The sequence below is a fragment of the Rhodopseudomonas telluris genome (genome assembly GCF_042432815.1).
Taxonomy (GTDB): Bacteria; Pseudomonadota; Alphaproteobacteria; order Rhizobiales; family Xanthobacteraceae; genus Rhodopseudomonas; species Rhodopseudomonas telluris.
In genome coordinates this window covers 162,436-182,121 of record NZ_JBHLWM010000005.1, presented here as the reverse complement: position 1 = coordinate 182,121, position 19,686 = coordinate 162,436, and the positions used below count along the sequence as shown (strand labels likewise).

29 protein-coding genes and 1 pseudogene are annotated in these 19,686 nt (G+C 66.8%); 27 read left to right on the top strand and 3 right to left on the bottom strand.

All coding sequences use genetic code 11. From position 1 onward, the window contains the following. The first annotated feature begins 108 nt into the window (after positions 1-108). The 6 genes from ACFFJ6_RS12410 to ACFFJ6_RS12385 all read left to right on the top strand — a co-directional run bounded on the left by ACFFJ6_RS12410 (position 109) and on the right by ACFFJ6_RS12385 (position 5,284). Complete coding sequence (locus ACFFJ6_RS12410; RefSeq protein ID WP_378388079.1) at positions 109-273, top strand: Flp family type IVb pilin; 165 nt, start codon at positions 109-111, stop codon at positions 271-273. Between the two features lie 155 nt (positions 274-428). Beyond that, on the top strand, positions 429-566 hold the full coding sequence (locus tag ACFFJ6_RS12405; protein ID WP_378388077.1) for a twin-arginine translocation pathway signal protein: 138 nt from the start codon (positions 429-431) through the stop codon (positions 564-566). 309 nt (positions 567-875) lie between these two features. Continuing rightward, a complete protein-coding gene (locus tag ACFFJ6_RS12400) occupies positions 876-1,025 on the top strand; it encodes a hypothetical protein (protein WP_378388075.1) in 150 nt (49 codons plus the stop codon). Between the two features lie 209 nt (positions 1,026-1,234). After that, on the top strand, positions 1,235-2,914 hold the full coding sequence (locus tag ACFFJ6_RS12395; protein WP_378388073.1) for a methyl-accepting chemotaxis protein: 1,680 nt from the start codon (positions 1,235-1,237) through the stop codon (positions 2,912-2,914). A gap of 83 nt (positions 2,915-2,997) precedes the next feature. After that, positions 2,998-4,020, top strand: a complete 1,023-nt coding sequence (locus ACFFJ6_RS12390) for a hypothetical protein (RefSeq protein ID WP_378388071.1) — start codon at positions 2,998-3,000, stop codon at positions 4,018-4,020. Further along, on the top strand, positions 4,013-5,284 hold the full coding sequence (locus tag ACFFJ6_RS12385) for a DNA-packaging protein (protein ID WP_378389653.1): 1,272 nt from the start codon (positions 4,013-4,015) through the stop codon (positions 5,282-5,284). Before ACFFJ6_RS12390 ends, ACFFJ6_RS12385 begins: the two co-directional genes overlap by 8 nt. Positions 5,285-5,434: 150 nt before the next feature. On the opposite strand, the gene ACFFJ6_RS12380 is transcribed toward ACFFJ6_RS12385, so the two are convergent. Further along, positions 5,435-5,716, bottom strand: a complete 282-nt coding sequence (locus ACFFJ6_RS12380) for a GIY-YIG nuclease family protein (RefSeq protein ID WP_378388069.1) — start codon at positions 5,714-5,716, stop codon at positions 5,435-5,437. Between the two features lie 271 nt (positions 5,717-5,987). On the opposite strand from ACFFJ6_RS12380, the gene ACFFJ6_RS12375 reads away from it, so the two are divergent. From ACFFJ6_RS12375 to ACFFJ6_RS12310, 14 genes and pseudogenes are all read left to right on the top strand, one after another. After that, the gene (locus tag ACFFJ6_RS12375) at positions 5,988-7,160 is read left to right on the top strand and encodes a phage portal protein (RefSeq protein ID WP_378388067.1); all 1,173 of its coding nucleotides are present in this window, start codon (positions 5,988-5,990) and stop codon (positions 7,158-7,160) included. Between the two features lie 53 nt (positions 7,161-7,213). Beyond that, a complete protein-coding gene (locus ACFFJ6_RS12370) occupies positions 7,214-7,444 on the top strand; it encodes a hypothetical protein (protein WP_378388065.1) in 231 nt (76 codons plus the stop codon). Beyond that, entirely contained in the window at positions 7,441-7,638 is a 198-nt protein-coding gene (locus ACFFJ6_RS12365) for a hypothetical protein (protein ID WP_378388063.1), read from the top strand. Before ACFFJ6_RS12370 ends, ACFFJ6_RS12365 begins: the two co-directional genes overlap by 4 nt. A 280-nt stretch (positions 7,639-7,918) precedes the next feature. Next, entirely contained in the window at positions 7,919-8,620 is a 702-nt protein-coding gene (locus ACFFJ6_RS12360; RefSeq protein ID WP_378388061.1) for an HK97 family phage prohead protease, read from the top strand. 114 nt (positions 8,621-8,734) lie between these two features. Further along, positions 8,735-9,469 carry a hypothetical protein gene (locus ACFFJ6_RS12355; protein WP_378388059.1) on the top strand — a complete coding sequence of 245 codons (735 nt, stop codon included), beginning with the start codon at positions 8,735-8,737 and terminating at the stop codon, positions 9,467-9,469. Between the two features lie 11 nt (positions 9,470-9,480). Then, positions 9,481-9,900: a hypothetical protein gene (locus tag ACFFJ6_RS12350; RefSeq protein ID WP_378388056.1), complete on the top strand. Its 420-nt coding sequence runs from the start codon at positions 9,481-9,483 to the stop codon at positions 9,898-9,900. A gap of 20 nt (positions 9,901-9,920) precedes the next feature. Continuing rightward, positions 9,921-10,343, top strand: a complete 423-nt coding sequence (locus tag ACFFJ6_RS12345) for a hypothetical protein (RefSeq protein WP_378388054.1) — start codon at positions 9,921-9,923, stop codon at positions 10,341-10,343. Between the two features lie 153 nt (positions 10,344-10,496). Beyond that, complete coding sequence (locus ACFFJ6_RS12340; RefSeq protein WP_378388052.1) at positions 10,497-11,213, top strand: hypothetical protein; 717 nt, start codon at positions 10,497-10,499, stop codon at positions 11,211-11,213. A 113-nt stretch (positions 11,214-11,326) separates the two neighbouring features. Beyond that, positions 11,327-12,580, top strand: a complete 1,254-nt coding sequence (locus tag ACFFJ6_RS12335) for a phage major capsid protein (RefSeq protein ID WP_378388050.1) — start codon at positions 11,327-11,329, stop codon at positions 12,578-12,580. 95 nt (positions 12,581-12,675) lie between these two features. Then, complete coding sequence (locus ACFFJ6_RS12330; protein ID WP_378388048.1) at positions 12,676-13,578, top strand: hypothetical protein; 903 nt, start codon at positions 12,676-12,678, stop codon at positions 13,576-13,578. Further along, positions 13,575-13,946, top strand: coding sequence for a DUF2019 domain-containing protein (locus tag ACFFJ6_RS12325; RefSeq protein WP_378388046.1), 372 nt, complete (start codon positions 13,575-13,577; stop codon positions 13,944-13,946). The genes ACFFJ6_RS12330 and ACFFJ6_RS12325 overlap by 4 nt, the downstream gene beginning before the upstream one ends. A 104-nt stretch (positions 13,947-14,050) precedes the next feature. Next, positions 14,051-14,140, top strand: a pseudogene (locus tag ACFFJ6_RS12320) (phage major capsid protein); the annotation flags it as partial. 137 nt (positions 14,141-14,277) lie between these two features. After that, complete coding sequence (locus tag ACFFJ6_RS12315; RefSeq protein ID WP_378388044.1) at positions 14,278-14,652, top strand: DUF2019 domain-containing protein; 375 nt, start codon at positions 14,278-14,280, stop codon at positions 14,650-14,652. A 196-nt stretch (positions 14,653-14,848) separates the two neighbouring features. Beyond that, complete coding sequence (locus tag ACFFJ6_RS12310) at positions 14,849-15,097, top strand: hypothetical protein (RefSeq protein WP_378388042.1); 249 nt, start codon at positions 14,849-14,851, stop codon at positions 15,095-15,097. A 30-nt stretch (positions 15,098-15,127) separates the two neighbouring features. On the opposite strand, the gene ACFFJ6_RS12305 is transcribed toward ACFFJ6_RS12310, so the two are convergent. After that, positions 15,128-15,445, bottom strand: a complete 318-nt coding sequence (locus ACFFJ6_RS12305; protein ID WP_378388039.1) for a hypothetical protein — start codon at positions 15,443-15,445, stop codon at positions 15,128-15,130. A gap of 283 nt (positions 15,446-15,728) precedes the next feature. Further along, positions 15,729-16,493, bottom strand: coding sequence for a S1 family peptidase (locus ACFFJ6_RS12300; RefSeq protein WP_378388037.1), 765 nt, complete (start codon positions 16,491-16,493; stop codon positions 15,729-15,731). 62 nt (positions 16,494-16,555) lie between these two features. Here ACFFJ6_RS12300 and ACFFJ6_RS12295 point away from each other — a divergent pair, with 62 nt between their 5' ends. The 7 genes from ACFFJ6_RS12295 to ACFFJ6_RS12265 all read left to right on the top strand — a co-directional run bounded on the left by ACFFJ6_RS12295 (position 16,556) and on the right by ACFFJ6_RS12265 (position 19,560). After that, entirely contained in the window at positions 16,556-17,125 is a 570-nt protein-coding gene (locus ACFFJ6_RS12295) for a head-tail connector protein (RefSeq protein ID WP_378388035.1), read from the top strand. Beyond that, positions 17,122-17,442: a head-tail adaptor protein gene (locus ACFFJ6_RS12290; RefSeq protein ID WP_378388033.1), complete on the top strand. Its 321-nt coding sequence runs from the start codon at positions 17,122-17,124 to the stop codon at positions 17,440-17,442. The genes ACFFJ6_RS12295 and ACFFJ6_RS12290 overlap by 4 nt, the downstream gene beginning before the upstream one ends. A gap of 176 nt (positions 17,443-17,618) precedes the next feature. Further along, positions 17,619-18,026 carry a DUF3168 domain-containing protein gene (locus ACFFJ6_RS12285; RefSeq protein ID WP_378388031.1) on the top strand — a complete coding sequence of 136 codons (408 nt, stop codon included), beginning with the start codon at positions 17,619-17,621 and terminating at the stop codon, positions 18,024-18,026. A 16-nt stretch (positions 18,027-18,042) separates the two neighbouring features. Continuing rightward, positions 18,043-18,450, top strand: a complete 408-nt coding sequence (locus ACFFJ6_RS12280) for a phage major tail protein, TP901-1 family (protein ID WP_378388029.1) — start codon at positions 18,043-18,045, stop codon at positions 18,448-18,450. An 11-nt stretch (positions 18,451-18,461) separates the two neighbouring features. Next, positions 18,462-18,779 carry a gene transfer agent family protein gene (locus tag ACFFJ6_RS12275; RefSeq protein WP_378388027.1) on the top strand — a complete coding sequence of 106 codons (318 nt, stop codon included), beginning with the start codon at positions 18,462-18,464 and terminating at the stop codon, positions 18,777-18,779. Continuing rightward, complete coding sequence (locus tag ACFFJ6_RS12270; RefSeq protein ID WP_378388025.1) at positions 18,776-18,976, top strand: rcc01693 family protein; 201 nt, start codon at positions 18,776-18,778, stop codon at positions 18,974-18,976. Before ACFFJ6_RS12275 ends, ACFFJ6_RS12270 begins: the two co-directional genes overlap by 4 nt. Then, complete coding sequence (locus ACFFJ6_RS12265) at positions 18,973-19,560, top strand: phage tail tape measure protein (protein ID WP_378388023.1); 588 nt, start codon at positions 18,973-18,975, stop codon at positions 19,558-19,560. Before ACFFJ6_RS12270 ends, ACFFJ6_RS12265 begins: the two co-directional genes overlap by 4 nt. Positions 19,561-19,686 lie beyond the last annotated feature (126 nt).

Sequence of the window (19,686 nt, the reverse complement as noted above, 5' to 3'; positions counted from 1 at the left end):
TCCGAATCTGAAACCGTCTCAACGCTCCGGTAACCACTCGGCGGGTAGTTTCTGCCGACCGCGGCAGAAGCCGTTATGGGCTGTGACGTCACAATCCAGGAGACGATGGTGCGACGCCTGATTTTTAAGTTCATTTCAGATAACAACGGCGCCACCGCGATCGAATACGCGCTGATCGCCGCCGGCATAGCGCTGGTGATCGTGACCGCCGTCAACGCGATCGGCGAGAAGCTCAACACCAGCTACACCGCGGTGAACAACGCTCTGCCGTAGTCGCTCGCTGCGGCGCAGCTCGCATCGACTTTGCGCGGCGCGGATGGTTAAGCAACGTCCTGCGGCCGTCCGCAAATTCGTCGGAATCGGCAACGCGAATCTTCAGAGACGGTAACTATCAATGCCTCCGCACAGAGCAAACAGGCGGGGGCATCATGCAACAGACCGACGTCCATCCGAATTTGTTCGGCTGGCTGACCGGGCGCGATATCGTGGCTGGCTTGGTGATGGCGGCGGTCGCGCTGACGCTGACTCCGGTGATCGGACTCCTGCTGCTCCTGCTGCTCGGCTGATTGCGAGATCGTTCCGGCAGCGCCCGCAAGTCTTGCGGCAAACCTGTGGCAAGGCGCGGACGCGATCATCGCGGCCTGCGGCGAACTGTTTGCAGGAAAAAAATCCTTGACAGCGTGACGCTGCCGCAGTAGTGTCCGGGCATGCTCCACACTTGGGTCTCGGGAACGCCGAGACGCGTCGATCGCGGCGCGCGTGACGTGCCGATCTGCGCGGCCGAGCCCACCCGTTAATACCGGAACATCGCGAGCGCCTCTGCGTTGGCCGCTGGGAGGGTGCCCTCGGGCATCGTGATCAGAGGGAGGGCAGACATGATTCCGAAAGATCCGAGCCGCGTCGTCGAAAGCGCGACCGATGTGAGGCAGGCCGAGCGCGGGCCGTCCGTGCTGGCGCTGCTGATGGCCAGCACCGGCCTGGCCATTCTGATTCTTGGCGTGATCTGGTTCGTCTGGTTCAGGTAGACGGGCAACGCGACGAGTGAAACGCCGGCTTCGGCGAAGGTGTGCAGAAGCAGCTTTGTCGCAAGCCGTGTTGAGTATGTGCCCGAGGTCGAACTACCACTTTAGTAGTTCTACCGGGCGCATGCTTAATTGATTGTTCGAACTTCCCGCTCAAAAAGACAACCAATCTCATTATCGGCACGGGCGCGTGCATTGAGCGAGGAGACGCCATGTTCGGGCGTAAATCAAAGAACAAAGCTGTTCCCCTGACGCTGATGGCCGCCCAGGCGGTTCGCGCCAACATCATGGTGTCCGACGCGGACCTCGACATCGTCTACATGAACGACGCAGTTACCGCGCTGCTGCGCGACGCCGAGAGCGACCTGCGCAAGGAATTGCCGAACTTCAACGTCGATACGCTGATCGGCACCAATATCGACGGCTTCCACAAGAACCCGAGCCATCAGCGGAACATGCTGAAGCACCTCAGCTCGGTGCATCGCGCCACGATCAAGATCGGGCCCCGGGTGTTCGACCTGGTGGCCACGCCGCTCAATAATCCCGATGGGAGCCGGGCCGGCGTCGCGGTCGAATGGGCCGACGCCGCCATCCGGTTGCAGAACGTGGATTTCGCCGGTCAGGTGGCGGCCGCGAACCGCTCACAGGCCGTGATCGAGTTCAACATGGACGGCACGGTCCGGACCGCGAACGAGAATTTTCTGAAGACGATCGGCTACTCGCTGGACGAAATCCAGGGCAAGCACCACAGCCTGTTCGTCGAGCCGGCGATGCGCGACAGCCCGGCCTATCGGGAATTCTGGGCGGCGCTGAACCGTGGCGAATATCAGGCGGCCGAATACAAGCGGATCGGCAAGGGCGGCCGCGAGATCTGGCTGCAGGCCTCGTACAATCCGATCTTCGACGACAAGGGCAAGCCCGCCAAGGTGGTGAAGTTCGCCACCGACATCACCGATCAGAAGCTGAAAAACGCCGACATGGCCGGCCAGATCGAGGCCATCCGAAAATCGCAGGCGGTGATCGAGTTCGACATGGACGGGCACGTCCTGATGGCGAACGACAATTTCCTGCACACGTTCGGCTACACGATGGCCGAAATCCGCAACAAGCATCACAGCATGTTCGTCGACCCGGCTGAGCGCGACGGTTCGTCCTATCGCAACTTCTGGGCGGCGCTGAACCGCGGCGAGTATCAGGCGGCCGAATACAAGCGGATCGCCAAGGGAGGCCGCGAGGTCTACATCCAGGCGTCCTACAATCCGATTCTCGACCTGAACGGCCGGCCGTTCAAGGTGGTGAAGTTCGCCACCGACGTGACCAAACAGGTGCTGGCCCGCATCGGCAACGAGCAGGTGCGCGGCATGATGGAGACGGTCGCGGCAGGCGCCGAAGAGCTCAACACATCGGTGCGTGAGATCTCGGAAACCATGACCAAGTCGCGGCAGACCGCATCCGGTGCCGTGGAGCGCGTCGCCAACGCCGACGCGCAGGCGCAACGCCTTAACAGCGCGGCGCAATCGATGAGCGGGATCGTCGAGCTGATCAACAACATCACCGGCCAGATCAATCTGCTGGCGCTGAACGCCACCATCGAGTCGGCCCGCGCCGGCGAGGCCGGTCGCGGTTTCGCGGTGGTGGCCGCCGAGGTCAAGAACCTCGCCAACCAGGCCAAGCAGGCCACCGACAAGATCGGCGAGGAGATCAGCAGCCTCAACATCATCTCGGGCGACGTCGCCGGCGCGCTGAACGCCATCAAGCAGGCGATCAACGAGGTCAGCGAGTACGTCACCTCGACCGCCGCGGCCGTCGAGGAGCAGAGCACGGTGACCAGCGAAATGTCGAGCAGCATGCAGCGCGCCGCCGCCGAGGCCGCGCGGATCGCGGCCGGCTAACACACCGCCCGAACGTCCTTCGACAGGGGCCCTGCGTTGCGCGACACGCGCGACGCGGGGCCTTGTGTTTTCAGGCCGCGCCGATGCCAGCGCGCCGCGCACGGAAGCATCTCATGCCCAGCACTCGTTCACGGTCGCCGGCCACCAGGACGACCGCCCGATCGCCCTCCCGTGCCAGGACCGGCGCTGTTGCCGCGCGGGATGCGACGCTGGCGGCATGCTCCAAGCCGATCGACAAAACGATCCGTACCGATCCGTCCGACGCGGATGGGTGCGAACGCGCGGCGCGCCTCCTGCGCCGCAGGACGAAGGCCGAAGACGACTCCGGCAAGGCAGCTGCGGCGAAGAAGACAGCCAAGCGGACGATCGGACACGGCGCCGCGAAAGTCGTGCCCAGGATCTCCGCGTCGAAGCGCGCCGCCTCCGATCCGTCCGCGACCAAGCCATCACGAGCGAAGTCATCACGACCGAAGTCATCATCGTCGAAGTCATCGCAATCCAAGCCGTCGACGTCCCGCACGATGGCAACCAACAAGCGGGCGCGGGCAAAAGCGACTCGCACGAAAGCGTCGGCCGAGGACGCGACCGACACAGCGCCGACGATGCCGAACGAATCGAGCGCGTCGCCGGAGCCGTCGCGAGACGCCGAGGCCGACGCGACCGTCGTCGTCGAGGCGGAAGCCGAGGTCACGGAGGTTGCCGACCCCGATGACGCGACCGATGCGCCGCGCCGGCGCGGGCCGAGCGGCGTGACGCGGACCGCAGTCGACAGGCTGGACGATCCGCCGCCTGAAAGCGGCGTGCCGCTGATCGACAACGTCAGCCGCGCGGTCGAGCGCGAGATCACCCAGATCGCCGTGATCGTCGGCGGTCATCATCTGAAGCAGGCGCAGCGCAGCGAGGCCGAGCGCCGCGCCCGCACGCTCGCATCGCTGGCGCGGACGCTGGCCGAACTACGCAAGCTGCGCAGCGACGAGGATCGCAAGAGGGCACGCGATGACGATGCCATTCCCCGAGATCTCGATGAGCTCAGGCGGGCGCTTTCGCGACGACTGGACCAGATGGTCGAAGGCGCAGCGGGACTACCTGCTGCAGGGGATGAGTGAGGCGGAGCTCGCATTTCTCGACGCGCAATGGGACGTGTTCGCGCACGATCACCAGCGGCCGCCGGAGCTGGCGCCGAACGGCAGGCCGTGGCTGACCTGGCTGATGATCGGCGGCCGCGGCGCCGGCAAGACGCGCGGCGGCGCCGAATGGATCCGCTGCCAGGCGCTCGGCCTGCCGCCGTTCGCAAGCGAGCCGGTGGCGCGCATCGCGCTGGTCGGCGAGACCGAGCACGACGTGCGCGAAGTGATGATCGAGGGCGTCTCCGGCCTGCTCGCGGTGCATCCGCCCGATCAGCGGCCGCAATGGCAGCCCTCGCGCAAGCGGCTGGAATGGAGCAACGGCGCGGTGGCGCAGGCGTTCTCGGCCGACGACCCGGAAAGCCTGCGCGGCCCGCAGTTTTCCTGCGCGTGGTCCGACGAGATGGCGAAGTGGCGCTACGCGGAGGCCGCGTTCGACATGCTGCAATTCGGCCTGCGCCTCGGCGCGCAGCCGCGCCAGCTGATCACCACGACGCCGCGGCCGACCTCCTTCATCAAGCGCCTGCTGGCCGATCCGGCCGCGGTGACGACGCGCGCGCCGACGCAGGCGAACGCCTTCAACCTCGCGCCGACCTTTCTCGACGCGGTGATGACCCGCTACGCCGGCACGCGGCTCGGCCGCCAGGAGATCGACGGCGAACTGGTCGAGGAGCGGCCCGACGCGCTGTGGTCGCGCGCGCTGATCGAAAGCTGCCGCGTCGCCGAGGCGCCGCCGCTGACGCGCATCGTCGTCGCGGTCGATCCGCCGGCCTCGGCGACCAAGCGCGCGGATTGCTGCGGCATCGTCGCCGCCGGCATCGCGGACAGCGGCCTCGTTTATGTGCTGGCCGACGACAGCGTCGCGGCGGCGACGCCGACGCTGTGGGCGAGCAAAGCGATCGCGCTGTGGCGCCGGCTGTGCGCCGACGTGCTGGTGGTCGAGGTCAACCAGGGCGGCGACATGGTGCGCAGCGTGATCAACGAAATCGACGCCGGCGTGCCGGTGCGGCCGGTGCGCGCGCTGCGCGGCAAATGGCTGCGCGCCGAGCCGGTCGCGGCGCTGTACGAGCAGGACCGCGTCAAGCACGTCGGCTGCTTCCCGGCGCTGGAAGACGAGATGTGCGACTTCGGCCTCAGCGGCCTGTCGAACGGCCGCTCCCCAGACCGCCTCGACGCGCTGGTCTGGGCCATCCACGCCTTGGCGCTGCAGCCGAAGGCGGCGGAGCCGCGGATCAGGTTGTTGTAAAAACGAGTTCTCTTCCCGTGTCCCGCACGAAGATGCAGCGCGAAGCGGTGCATCGCAGATGCGGGACCCCGGTTTGGCGGTGGATGAGTAAACCGGGGCCCCGGATCTGCGCCGCGGCACTGCGTGCCGCAGCTTGTCCGGGGCACGGGGTCAAAGGTCGTTCGCGAGATCGCGCCAGGACGCGTTGAGTTTCTCGATCAGCGCGAACTTCCAGTCGCGGCGCCAGCGTTTCAGGATGTGTTCGCGCGCGCGGGCTTCGAGAATGGACGCGTGTTCTTCGACATAGACCAGCGTGGTGACCTTGTAGGTCTTCGTGAACCCCTCGGCCGCGCCTGCTTTGTGTTCACCGATGCGGCGCGGCAGATCGTTGGTCACGCCGGTATACAGCGTGCCGCGATATCGGCTGGCCAGGATGTAGACGTAGTAGGGCATCGCCTCGTCCCCGGCGCGATCATGCGCGGCTTTGCTCCACGACGCAACACGAAACGTGTAGTCAGCGTGTCGTTATCTTGAGAAGTATTTAGAAACCGGGGCCCCGGATCTGCGCCGCGGTACTACGTACCGCGGCTTGTCCGGGGCACGGCACCTCGCACCCGTGTCCCGCACGAAGATGCAGCGCGTAGCGGTGCATCGCAGATGCGGGATCCCGGTTGGGGCGGTGAACAGAAACCTGGCCGCAAGCCATCAGCAACGGAATCTTCCCATGTTCGATCGACTCAAGGCCTATCTCGCGCCGCCCGAAATCAAGGCGTCGCGCACCGCGCGGCTGCTGGCGTTCGAGTCGGGAGGGATCGCGCGGTGGACGCCGCGGGACTACACCGGGCTGGCGCGCGAGGGTTATCTGCGCAACGCCATCGTGCATCGCTGCGTGCGGCTGATCGCCGAGCATGTCGGCGCCTGCGTGTACTCGGTGTTCGACGGCGCGCAGGAGAAGGAGGCGCATCCGCTTGCGCTGCTATTGGCGCGGCCCAATCCGCGGCAGGACGGCGCGACGCTGCGCGAGACGCTGGTGGCGCATCTGTTGCTCGCCGGCAATGCCTATCTCGAAGCGGTCGCGCTCGGCGACCAGGTCCACGAGCTCTACGCGCTGCGGCCCGACCGCATGAAGGTCGTGCCCGGCGCCGACGGCTGGGCCGAGGCCTACGACTACAGCGTCGGCGGCCGCAGCGTGCGGTTCGATCAGCACGGCGCGATCCCGCCGATCCTGCATCTGACGCTGTTTCATCCGCTCGACGATCACTACGGCCTGGCGCCGCTCGAGGCCGCCGCCGCCGCGGTCGATACGCACAACGCCGCGGCGCGCTGGAACAAGGCGCTGCTCGACAATTCGGCGCGGCCCTCCGGCGCGCTGCTGTATGCCGGGCCGGAAGGCGCGGTGCTGAGCGAGACGCAGTTCGACCGGCTCAAGCAGGAGCTGGAGCGCACCTATGAGGGCGCCGCCAATGCCGGCCGGCCGCTGCTGCTCGAAGGCGGGCTCGACTGGAAGCCGATGGCGCTGTCGCCGAAGGACATGGATTTCCTCGAAGCCAAGCACGCCGCGGCGCGCGAGATTGCGTTGGCCTTCGGCGTTCCGCCGATGCTGCTCGGCATTCCGGGCGACAACACGTTTTCCAACTATCAGGAAGCCAACCGCAGCTTCGTGCGCCAGACGGTGCTGCCGCTGGCGACGCGCACCGGCAACGCGCTGGCGCAATGGCTGGCGCCGCAATTCGGCGACGGCGTGCGCCTCGTCGTCGACACCGACCAGATCGACGCGCTGTCGTCCGACCGCGCCGCGCTATGGGACCGCATCACCGCCGCGCCGTTCCTGACGCTCAACGAAAAACGCGAATCCGTCGGCTACGCCCCGCTCGCGGACGGCGACCGGCTGGGGTGAGGGCGCACTTATCAGCAGGACGCGGCAAGCGTCTGCAAGTCAGGGAGAGGCCGATGTCCGACGTGATCAAGACATTTACCGAGCGGGGCGATCTCGCGCATCTCGCGCTGCTGCTGTGGGCCGCGGCGGCCTCGGCGGGGCTGTGGGTCAGCTTGCGCGAGCTGGCGGCAGCGTCGCGGCGGTTCGATGATTTCGTCCACGCGCTGGAGCTGTTCAACCGCCGCGCACGGCGACGCCGCGAGCGCAGCGCGCTGGAGCAGGACGACGAAGGAGGGGCACGATGAGCGATCAGGCTCAGCCGATGGACCGGCTGCACCGCGTGATGATGTCGATCAAGAGCGAGACCAAGTCGGCCAAGGATCCGACCCGGGTGTTTCGCGAATTCCTCAGCCATCTCGATCACGCGCAGCATCCCGTGCCACGCCGCGCCCGCGGCAAGCCGACGCCGCGACGGCCATCGCGCAAGCGGGCGAAGTAGTTCGAAAGGCCTAGCGGTCCTGCGCAGGCGCAGGACTCCGGCTGAAGAGCGATCGCATCCGACGCGGCGCGACGTCATCGCGCTGCCTTCACCCTCCCCTGGAGGGGGAGGATCGGCGCGTGGCCCGCATGGCGGGCTGCGCGGCGGGGTAGGGTGAGCCGCGCGCACAGCGGATGAAATCTTCGCCACCCCATCCCGCTCGCTACGCGAGCGACCCTCCGCCTCCAGGGGTGGGTGTTGGCTCCCACCCATCCTTCCTCCACTGATCCACGAGGCGCTCATGCTTGCCGCGTTGTCCGATGCTGGCCCGGCGCCGGCGCGATTTGTGCTGGCCGGCGACGGCAGCATCGAAGGCTATGCCAGCCTGTTCGGCGAGATCGACCAGGCGCGCGACATGGTGATGCCTGGCGCGTTCACGCAGACGCTGAAGCAGCGCGGCTTGCGCAAAATCCCGATGCTGTTTCAGCACGACCCGAGCGAGCCGGTCGGCGTCTGGCTCGACCTGATGGAAGACTGGCGCGGCCTGCGCGCGCGCGGCCGGCTGATCCCGGACGTGGCGCGCGGCCGCGAGCTGCTGGCGCTGCTGCGCGAGGGCGCGATCGACGGGCTGTCGATCGGCTATCGCACCGTGCGCGGCCAGATCGATCCCAAGACGCGGGTGCGGCGGCTGTATCAGGTCGATCTCTGGGAGATCTCGATCGTCACCTTCCCGCTGCTGCAGGGCGCCCGCGTCGGCGCGGTGAAAGATCGCGGGCTTCCGTCTTCGCCGCAGCGCCGCGCCGCCGAGGCGGCCTGGCGCAGCGTGCAGTCGACGGCTGCGAACACCACACACCTCACAGGATCGGCCGCCGCCGCGGATGCACCGGCGCCGGCCATCCGGCGCGGGCGGCAAGTGACAACACTCGCCTCCCGCGCCGGTCGTAAGGCGGCGCTGGCGGGGATGACAGGCCGCGCGGGCGTGAGCGGAGCTTTGCACAAGTAACCAGCGCTGCGATCCGCGGCGTCCTCACCCCAGCCCTCTCCCGCAAGCGGGAGAGGGGGCGCGCTGCGAAGCGGCGCTTCGTCGACATCCCAGATCAACCATCGAGGACGACCGATGTGGAGCTCCACCGCGAGCACCGCCGCGCATCAACGCGCGCGCTTCATGCAGCCCAACCCGGCGCGCTGGATGCGCCCGGACGCCGACCGCTGGGTCAGGCCCGACGTCGCGCGCTTCCTCGCGCCGGGTGTTCGACCGCAAGACGTCTTCCCAGCACTCGATCGCAAGTACAACCCGAACCAGCCGCGGGTGCCGAAGGGCAATCCGGACGGAGGCGAGTGGACGCTTGGGGCACTGGGATCCCGCTGGTCCATCGACCTCACAGGTGTCGTGCCCGATCGATCCGAGGGGGCTCTTGATCGAGTGCAACTCGCCCAAATCGGTAAGTTGATCACCGATATCTTCGGACTGCCGTACTACGAGCGAGGCGGCCACCACGAGGTAGTAAAGGCCGTCTACACGAAGTGGGACCTGCAGCCGGAGACCAGAAAGGTCTTCGAAAATTCCACAACGGGTAAATTGCCTGCCGGTAAATGGGTGGAATCGCCGGATGGTAGTCCTCTCCGTGGTCACTACTGGGATAAGCGTCATTTAGAGTACAACAAAGCAGTCGAAGAACTAAGCAAACGTTTTCTTGAAGAGAAGAAAATTACGCCTAAGATGATGACGCCTCGCCAAGCGGAGGAATTATGTGAGCGGGTGAGGCTCTCCGAGGTTCCGGCAATCAGAGAGTACAACAGCGCGATCCGGATGTTGCGGCAGGTGTATCGACTTAGATTTGGTCGAGAATAGCGGAGGCCATTATGACGAGCTCCAAAATCCGTTTCACGCGCGAAGAATTCCTGCCTCTTTGGACCGCCCTGCGCGAGCGGATCATCGGGTACTTCGAAAGTCTGGGTAAGGCGATCGATCCGTTCGGTCGGAAGGATTTTTGGGTGGTCGATGACGACCTCGGCATTGCGTTGGTCGAAATCGAAATCACGACCCTCGAGCTGCTCGACCCGCCGGTGATCTACGCCCTGCGCGACATGCTGCGAGAGTATCCCGGCTTCGCCATCACCGTGTCAGTGGCCCTGCCCGGCACCAATTGGCCGGGGATGGGGATCGCGCTGGTGCAAGGCGAGATCGTCGACGGCCTGAAGCGCTCGTTCCTTCCGCCGCCATACTGCAATCTACACTACTTCGGCTCCCGCCCCGAGCAGCCGACTGCGCCGGGACGGTGAAAAAGGCAGCGGAGTAGGATTTGACCGACGCAGATCGTCAGTCGCGCGAGTGGTCGTTGCTGAATGCACGGATCGACCGCGAGCTCGGAAGCTACGGGCGTCGCGGAAAGGACTATTGGCTGATTGATTTTGACCAAGGTGTCTACGAGCAATTTGTCGAGCTGAAGAACTGGGATTTGTTGCGGCCTGATCTTCTGATGAGGCTGCAGGCGATCCTGACGGACTTCCCGGATTGGTCGATCGAAGTGAATGTGCCCGACTGCAAAGCTCTGCCATTTGGGGCGCAGATGATGGTGGAGATCACCACCGACCGCATCATCGATCGGCTGCAGCACGATCTGTTGCCACAGCATCTGCAGCAGGTGCGCTTCGGGACGACGATCGCCGAATACAACGAGGAGATAGCCGCGAAGGTTCGGCGGCTGATGCGTAAGCAGGTCTGAGCGAGGATAACGCGCGGCCGGACGCCGTGATTGAAGAGCGCGGCGTCCGGCGGCTGCAACGGGCACTGCGGATGTTCGTGGGGGACGGCCGTGATAAGCTCCATCAATTTCTCTCCACCAAATTCCATCGTGTTCGTGCACAGCAAACAAGACATGGTGATGCCGACGCCGGCCTGGGGCGCGTATGTGTCGGCATCGAACAGCTGCCTCATCCTCGGCTGCATGCCGGACATCGACGGGCCCACGCAGATCGTGCTCGGCGACAGCGCCGAGGTCGATCCGGGTCGGCCGGCGGATTTCGTCTCGCTGCTGCGGGTGCCTGACGGCGAGGTTCGCGTCACGACGGTCGGAGGTGAGGTTCTTCTCCGAATGCCGGCGCCGCCGCTCTCGCTGGTGGAGATCTGGCGTAGCCATCCGAAATGGCCGGAGACGGTGATCATCGGGATCAATCCGCCCGCAAGTCGCTCGGTGCTGCCGGCGATGCTGCCGACCGAGCAGGCGACGCGGGCCGTGCTCGATCTGCCCGAGGGCACCGATCGCTTGTTTCTCTACAATGTGGTGATGGCGGACCGTCCGGGTGTGTTCAATCCCTGGCTGTCGGATCGGACTTTGGCGTCGGGACTTGTCGTTCCGATCGCCCCGGCGTCGAAGCTGGAGGTGACCGATGCCGAGCCTGCTATGTCCAACGATCCTGTGTTTCATGCCGTCTTGCCGACGCCGAACCGGCGCGTCGGCATCTTCCCGACCGATCGCTGTGTCATGCTGAGGGCCGACACCGCGGCCGAGCTGACACGCGTCCGCGCCTGGGTCGAATTGCGTCCGGAAGGAGCGATAGCGATCCTGGCTCTGACCCCAGCGGAAAAGCCGTAGCGTCCCACTGCCATCGCGCCGGTTCGCCGGCGCGCCGTCATCACATCCAACGCCGTGGCTTTGCGCCGCGGCGTTTTCGTTTTTGCCACACGACCAAGCACCAGGAGAACCCCATGGACTACGACATCGATACGGCCGCGCCGGAGACCAAGGCCGGCTTTGCGTCCGAGCGCGACGCGCATGACGAGCTGATGCGCACCCACGACGAGTTCAAGGCGACCAATGACGAGCGGCTCGCTGCGCTCGAGCGCCGCCGCGGCGACGTACTGCTGGAGGAGAAGGTCGACCGCATCTCGGACGCGATCGACCTGCGGCTGAAGCGGATCGAGGACTACGCGCTGAAGCAGGCGCGGCCGCAGCTCGACGGACGCCGCGCGGATTATGTCGCCGGTAGTCGTGAGCACAAGAGCGCGTTCGAGGCTTACGTCCGCTCCGGCGACGCGGCGCCGCTGCGTGCGATCGAGACCAAGGCGCTGTCGATCGGCTCCAATCCGGACGGCGGTTATCTGGTGCCGGTCGAGCTCGAGCACGCGATCGCGTCGCGGCTCGCGTCGATCTCGCCGATCCGCGCCATCGCGTCGGTGCGCGAAATCTCCGGAAGCGTCTACAAGAAGCCGTTCATGACGGCGGGCCCTGCGACTGGCTGGGTCGGCGAGACCGACGCGCGGACCCAGACCACGTCGCCGACGCTCGATGCGCTGTCGTTCCCGGCGATGGAGCTGTATGCGATGCCGGCCGCGACGGCGACGCTGCTCGACGACAGCGCCGTCAACATCGACGAGTGGATCGCCTCCGAGGTCGAACTCACTTTCGCGGTGCAGGAAGGCGCCGCGTTCGTGAACGGCGACGGCGTCAACAAGCCGAAGGGCTTTCTCGCAGCGCCGACGACCGCAAACGAGACGTGGAGCTGGGGCAAGCTCGGCACCATCGCGACCGGCGCCGCCGGCGCGTTCCCGGACGACGATCCGTCCGACGTGCTGGTCGACCTGATCTACGCGCTGAAGGCCGGCTACCGCCAGAACGGCGCCTTCGTGATGAACCGCAAGACCCAGGCGGCGATCCGCAAGTTCAAGGACTCGTCGGGCAGCTATCTGTGGCAGCCGCCGGCACAAGCGGGCGGCCGCGCCTCGCTGATGACGTTCCCGCTGGTCGAGGCCGAAGACATGCCGGACATCGCGGCGAATTCGCTGTCGGTCGCATTCGGCGATTTCCTGCGTGGCTATCTGGTGGTCGACCGCCAGGGCGTCCGCGTGCTGCGCGATCCGTATTCCGCCAAGCCCTACGTGCTGTTCTACACGACCAAACGCGTCGGCGGCGGCGTGCAGGACTTCGACGCGATCAAGCTGCTGAAGTTCGCGGCGAGCTGAGGAGCTTCCCCTCCCGATCACCAAACGGCGTGCCGATCGGCACGCCGTTTTTGTTTTGGATTTCGTCAAACCAGAATCCCTGAAGGTCACAGCACATGTTGCAACGTGACGAGGCCTGGCTCAGCTATCAACAAAGGCGATGGCTGCGACCAGACGGCGATCGATGGGTACGGCCGGATGCTGCGAGATTCCTGGCACCGGGCAGCAACGTCCTCGATGCATTTCCGCCGCTCGCATTCAAGTACAACCCAAATCAGCCGCGTGTGCCGGCCGGATATCCGGACGGCGGGCAGTGGACCAATGGCCGGGGCGGGTCGGCGATTTCGGCCAAGCCGAGTGGCGATGTTCGCTCCAACGCGGCACTACCGATGGGCAGCGTTCCGATTGCAGACGCCGCGCGAGAGAGTGCGAACCTCTTTTCCCTCGCGCCGAAAGAGCCAGACCGTACCGGCATCAGGCTTGCGGGGGATTTACCGGAGGGGAGCGATCCAAGTCCCCGAACACCAGTCGATCCCCCACCTGAGGTTCCGCCAGTCAAGCCTAAAACTAGTTCTGAACGAACGGCTCTGTGTCGCGCAGTTGCAAGTTGGATGGTGAGAAACGCTGGATTGCCAGCAAAGATCCTTTTCAGTGCTTTCGACCACGTCGAGTGGTTGAAAGATCGGCAAGCCCTAATCGTGGCAGCAACAGATCCGCCTATGAGTCTGCCAGAGCTTCAGAATGAGGTGGGCAAGAGACGGCCAGGATACGACGACCATCATATCGTCGAGAAGACTTGGGCAGAATGGTTTGGTTTCGGTCGATCAGATATTGATGACCCATCAAATTTGGTTAGCATTCCGCGGCTGAAACATTGGCAGATCACCGGTTGGTACATGACTGAGAATGAAGACTTTGGAGGACTCTCTCCGAGAGAATATCTCGCAGACAAGGATTGGAATGAGCGTAGGCGAGTGGGGCTACATGCATTGCGTAGGTTCGGAGTGCTCAAACCGTGAAGAAGGCCAGCCTCGAAGCCATGTCGACGGACGAATTGGTGCAGCGCTTTGCGGCGATTGGCGTCGCGCAAGACCAGGCTCTGCTTGGGTTCCGGCTCAAGGAATTCAATCGGCTATTTCGGAAAATGGCCGATGTGTCGCAGGAGCTCAAACGGCGCGAGGGTGATCAGCGGCGCGCGCTGCTAGCGCTTTTCAGTTATCCCAACATGCAGGTGCGATTGAAGGCGGCTAAACACACGTTGGCAGTCGCACCGTTTGATGCGCGACGACAGATCGAGGAGATCGCAGCATCCCAATGTTATCCTCAAGCCGGAGAGGCTGGCATGTCACTCGACAATCTGGACAACGGTATATTCAAGCCGACCTAGGCGGATAGCGTGCCGAACGCTTAGGACAAGTTGAGCAGGAGCGAATCCATCGCGCGGACCCAGCGACGAGGAGAATCGCTGAGCGCGCGCTGCTCGGTAACTCTCCCTACGTGCAGTTCTACACGACCAAGCGCGTCGGCGGCGGCGTGCAGGACTTCGACGCGATCAAGCTGCTGAAGTTCGCGGCGAGCTGAGGAGCGCCGCGACTAGTTAACTAAACGGCGCGCCCTTGCGGCGCGCCGTTCACCCGAAACGCTATTCAGCTGTAGCCTTGGCAATTCCGACGTCGTGCGCCATCATGATTTCCGAGGCCGCACGCCGGATTGCTCGCATGACGAAGAGAACTCGGTATCAAGAGGTTGCGACGCCAGAGCTCGTTGCGCTGTTCGAATCCATCACGACGGAGCAATGCGATGCGAGTTGGTGCTGGCAGGCGTCGCGCTATAATCGGCTTTTCGGGCAGATGGTGGCTATCTGCGACGAGTTGAAGTCGCGGGATGACGATCAGCGTTTGGCCTTGCTGCCGCTGCTGCAGTCCCAGAATGTTCAGGTGCGGCTGATGGCAGCGATCCAGCTTCTGGCACTTGCGCCTCAGCAAGCCAGAGACGCGCTCGAGAGTGTCATTGTATCCGGCTACACGCCGCAGGACGTGCAGGCGCGCAGTATGCTGCGGGCGCTCGACGAAGGCACGTATGTGCCGCAGTAGGTGTGAGCTGGCCTTACGGGCCGGTTGCGTGGGGGTGAGCGCGAGCGAAACCAATCGGCGTCGTGCCCGCGGTGATGTGGTTCGGTGGGTGACGCGCTCCGCGCTGACCCACCCTGCGGGAAGCGGGGATATGGCGGCTTGCCGCGGGGTGGAACGATTGCGGGCGGCGGGATTTGCCGGCGGGAGGGAGAACCGGATGAAGCGAACGATCACACTGGCCGCCGCCTGCGCCGCGCTCGCGCTGGTCGCGCTCGATGTCGGCCCGGCCCTGGCCCGCGGCGGGGCGCCGAGCATCATGGATTCGCCGGGCTATCAGCGCCGGCTGCAGGAGTCGCGGCAGCAGCTGCAGCAGCCCTATACGACGCCGCCGGCGGTGTATCCGCGACAGCGCGTCGACACGCCGCGCAAGGCCAGACCGCACGGCAAGCGCAAGCCGCGGCGCTGAGCGCGCGCGGGCGCCCCGGTCGCCGGCGGCTCAGCAGTAGCCGTGCCAGCCGCAGGCGTAGGGCAGGCGGCTGTAGATCGCGCTCGCCGGCGTGCCGTAGTAATTGAAGTAGTGATAGGAATTCGGCTTGCCGTAATAGCCGTTGACCAGCGGCGGGATGTCCACCTCGGGCGCATAGACCGGATAGGGGCTGATGACGTCGCGCGGCGGCGGCGCCACGGCGACGACGCGGCCGCGCGGCTCCGGCTCGGCGAAGATCCGCCCGATCTTGCTGTGCATCGGCAGATCGGCCGCCCGCGCCGGCACGGCGGCGATGAGGGCAAGCAACAGCAGGACAGCAAGGCGCATCGACGGGCTCCGGGTGAGCCGGCAGGGTGGGCCAACATGGTTAATGAAATCTGAAGAGGCGGGGCGGTGGCCCGAGTGCGCCGCGTCGGCACCGGCCGGCGCAGCACGCTCGGTCCTCATGGTGAGGAGCCCGGCGCAGCCGGGCGTCTCGAACCATGAGGCCACGCGCGACGCGCCCGCCGCGAGGCCCGCAGCGCATCCTTCGAGACGCGACCTGCGGTCGCTCCTCAGGATGAGGTCGATTGCGGGGCGCGGTCGGGAGAAGCCTCTTGAAGCGCGCCCCCTACCTTGCCAGCGCGCTGCCCCAGGCCTGCGCGGTTTGCTCGATCCAGTCGCGATACAGCGTCAGCGGGGTGATGCCGGTGAGGCCGCCGCAGCCGGCGGCGTTGCCCGCGCCGGTCGACCACGACACCACGCCGATCACCACGGCGCGGCCGTCCTGCGCCTGCAGCGCCGGGCCGCCGGAATCGCCGGTGCAGGCGCCCTGGCCCTCGCGCGCGTTGTTCGTTGCCGGATCGACCAGGCGGATTTGTAGCCGGCCGGGGCGGCCGGTGGCGGTCAGCGCGGCGCTGCGCACCGTGCCGCCGCTCTTGCCGTCGCCGCGCAGCGCGACGCCGATGCCGGCGACGGTGAAGCTCTGGCCTGCCGCGAGCGTACCCTCCGGCGCGCCGAGCGGCAGCGGCGTCTTGCCGGGCAGCGGCGAGGCGAGCTGCAGCAGCGCGACGTCGGCGCTGGCGCGATGCGCCAGGATCGCCTGCATGTCGAATTGCGGATGCGCCGCGACGCGGCGGACGTCACGCAGCTGTGGCTGCCGCTGCGCGTCGTAATGCACGATCTTGTAGTCCGCGCCGGGGCCGACGCAATGCGCGGCGCTCAGCACCAGATCGGGCGCGATCAGCGTGCCCGAACAGAAATTGCCGCGCGAGCCGACGATGGTGACGACCGCGCGGCCGAGCGCCGCATCCTCGCGCGCGCCGCCGACCATGGCGGTCGCGGGCGCGGCGAGCGCGGCGGTGAACAAGAGACACAGTTTCAGCGTGCGGATCATGGCGGGTCACCAGCCTCGCCGCCGCGCCGCTGTCAACCGGATCATTTGCGAAGGAGCTGACGATGCCCGCGTTGTTGTTGACGGGGCCGACGGTGGAGCCGTGGACCGTCGCCGAACTCAAGGCGTTTCTCCGCGTCGAGCACGACGCCGACGATGCGGTGATCGCCTCGCTGCTCGCTGCGGCGCGCAGCCAGGTCGAGGCACTGACCCGCCGCGCGCTGCTGCTGCAGAGCTGGCGGCTGAGTTACGACGCCTGGCCGCGCGACGGCCGGATCCGGCCGCGGATCGGACCGCTGCGCGCGCTGCTTGCGGCGCAAGTGTTCGACGCGCAGGGCGCCGCGCAGGCGATCGATGTCGATCGCTTCGTGGTCGACGGCGCGGGCGGCGTGATCGCCGCGCCGCCGGGATCGCTGCCGCCGCCGGGGCGGGGTGTCGCCGGCATCGCGCTCGACGTCGAGCTCGGCTATGGCGCCGTGCCGACCGATGTGCCGGAGCTGCTGCGCCACGCGGTGCGGACGCTGGCGGCGCATTGGTACGACAATCGCGGCATGGCGGCGATCGGCGGCAGCGTGGCGATGCTGCCCGGCAGCGTCGCGGCGATGCTCGCGAGCTTCCGGGTGCCGGCGCTATGATCGATCCGGGCCAGCTCACCACGCGGCTGACGCTCGAGGCGCCGGTCGACAGCGACGACGGCCAGGGCGGCGTCACGCGCAGCTATGCGGCGCAGGCCGTGCTGTGGGCGCAACTCGCGCCGCATCCCGCGCGCGACCACGTCACTGCCGACGACGCCCGCGCCGTGCAACGCGTGACCATCACGCTGCGCGGCGGCCTCGCGCTAAGCCGCGCGCATCGCTTCAGCGACGGCCCGCGGACCTATCGAATCGTGAGTTGGCGTGCCCGCGAGCGCGGCGCCTGGCTCGAGATCGATACGGAGAGCGAACTCACGTGATCTTCACCCTCCCCTGGAGGGGGAGGGTCGGCGGCCAGCCCGCGTAGCGGGATGGGCGTCGGGGTGGGGTGAGCCGCGGGCACTGCGGATGAACTCTTCGCCACCCCACCCCGCTCGCTGGCGCGAGCGACCCTCCCCCTCCAGGGGAGGGTGATCATCACCCCGGAGATAGTCTGATGCTCACCGCACCGGCGGCGCTGCGCGCTGCGATCTATCAGGCGCTGGTCGCCGATGCCGGCCTCGTCGCCGCGCTCGGCGGCGCGCTGGTCGGATACGAGCCGCCGCCGGGCGCGGCGTTTCCCTATGTCACGCTCGGCGAGGCGCGGATCACCGATGCTTCCGCCGACGATGCGTCGCTGCAGGAACACCAACTGACGCTGCACGCCTGGTCGCGGCAGGGCGGCCACAAGGAGGCGCATGTCATCACCGGCGCGCTGCTGCAGGCGCTCGACGACGCGCCGCTGCGGCCGGCCGGCCATCGCCTCGTCAATCTGCGCTTCGCGCTCGCCGACATCCGCCGCACCGGCGACGGCCGCACCTATCACGCGCTGGTGCGGTTCCGCGCCGTCACCGAACCGAACTAACAACGAGGAGCCGCGCATGGGCGCACAGAAGGGCAAGGATCTGCTGGTCAAGATCAACGACGGGGCCAGCTACGTCACCGTCGCCGGCCTGCGCAGCCGCAAGATCGCGTTCAACGCCGAGCTGGTCGATATCACCCACGCCGAATCCGCCGATCGCTGGCGCGAGCTCTTGGCCGGCGCCGGCGTGCGCCGCGCCTCGATCTCCGGCCGCGGCCTGTTCAAGGATGCGGCGTCGGATGCAGTGGTTCGGCAGGCATTTTTCAGCGGCCTGATCAGCGACTGCCAGGTGATCGTGCCGGATTTCGGCGCGATCAGCGGGCCGTTCCAGATCGCCAGCCTGGAATTTGCCGGCGAGCACAACGGCGAAGTCACCTTCGACATCACGCTGGAAAGCGCCGGCGCGCTCGGCTTCGCGGCGCTGTGAAGGAGGGCACCATGGCCAACAGACATCGCGGCGAGATCGACGCCGAACTCGGCGGCAGGCGGCGCACGCTGGTGCTGACGCTCGGCGCGTTGGCCGAGCTGGAAGCTGCTTTCGCCGCGTCCGACCTGGTGGCGCTGGCGCAGCGCTTCGGCAGCGGGCACCTGTCGGCGCGCGACCTCGTCCGCATCCTCGCGGCCGGCCTGCGCGGCGCCGGCGAGACGGTGAGCGACGACGAGGTCGCGGCGATGACGGTCGCGGGCGGCGCGCCCGGCTACGCGACGATCGCCGCCGAACTGATCACCGCGACCTTCGGCGAGGCGGCGGCATGACGCCGTTTCCCTGGGCCGAGGCGATGCAGTTCGGCTTCGGCGTGCTGCGGCTGTCGCCCGATCATTTCTGGCGGATGACGCCGCGGGAGCTCGCCGCCGCGCTGACCGGCGCGCGCGGCGGCATCACCGCGCCGCTCGACCGCGGCGGCCTCGACGCGCTGATGCGGCGCTTTCCCGATCAGGAGCAGGCGCGATGACGAATAGTTGCGAAGAGTGCGACTGCGGCTGCGTCGACGACACCTCGCAGAAGGTCTATCAGCTCACCACCAAGACTCAGGCGCTCAGCGGCGAAGCCAAGGGCTTCGCGCGGGCGATGACCTCGGCGTTCTCGCAGGCTGTCACCGGCGGCAAGCAGTTCGAGGACGTGCTGAAGTCGCTCGCCCTCAAGGTCTCGGATCTGGCGCTGAAGGCGGCGCTGAAGCCGCTGACCAACGGGCTTGCCAGCGGCTTCGACAGCCTGTTCTCCGGGCTGTTCGGCGGTACCACGTCGAAGAATGCCGACGGCGCGATCAAGCCGTTCGCGGCCGGCGGCGTGATCGGCACGCCGACCTACTTCCCGATGCTCGGCGGCGGCGTCGGCCTTGCCGGCGAGGCCGGGCCCGAGGCGATCCTGCCGCTGCAGCGCGGCGCGGATGGCCGGCTCGGCGTCGCCAGCGCGGGCGGCGGCAGCGTCGTCAACATCCAGATCGCCACCCCCGACGCCGACAGCTTCCGCCGCTCCGAAAGCTACGTCACCGGCCAGATCGCCCGCGCCGTCGCGCGCGGGCAGCGGGGGCTTTGATTATTCATCCGACAAAGGAGGCTCCGCGTCATTGCGAGCGAAGCGAAGCAATCCAGCCTGGTGCAAGGAGCTGGATTGCTTCGTCGCGGAGCCTGTGCCCGGACGGCGCGAAGCGCCGATCCGGGT